Genomic DNA, 296 nt, shown 5'->3' with positions numbered 1-296 from the left:
TGGCGAACGCCTGTGGTCACGGGTGCGAATGAGCGAAACAGGGGACCATGGCCATCGTCCGCCAACTCACCGCGCTGCTCGTCACCGGCATCCATTTGCTCCCACGTGTAGGTGAGGCGGCTACCGTCCGCTCCCGGCTCGGCCGAGGCTTCGAGGACGAAAGGCGTGCGCGCCGGAACGACCTTCTCTTCGGCCAGTGGCGTGGGATCGATCCATGGCGTCGATACGGCATTGATGCGTTTTCGGGCACAGCGTCCGCCTTTCGAGCCGAGCCACGCGCGCATCTGCTCGATGTT

At 64.9% G+C, this 296-nt stretch carries 1 pseudogene; it reads right to left on the bottom strand.

Annotated features, from left to right (window positions below):
- Window positions 1-296, bottom strand: a pseudogene (locus CBX98_RS26455) (hypothetical protein); the annotation flags it as partial.

Origin of the sequence: Vibrio sp. T9 (genome assembly GCF_003123985.1) — a bacterium.
In the GTDB taxonomy this organism is placed as follows: Bacteria; Pseudomonadota; Gammaproteobacteria; order Enterobacterales; family Vibrionaceae; genus Vibrio; species Vibrio diabolicus.
The sequence above is the reverse complement of the archived record's forward strand: the minus strand, read 5'-3'. Positions and strand labels throughout refer to the sequence as shown.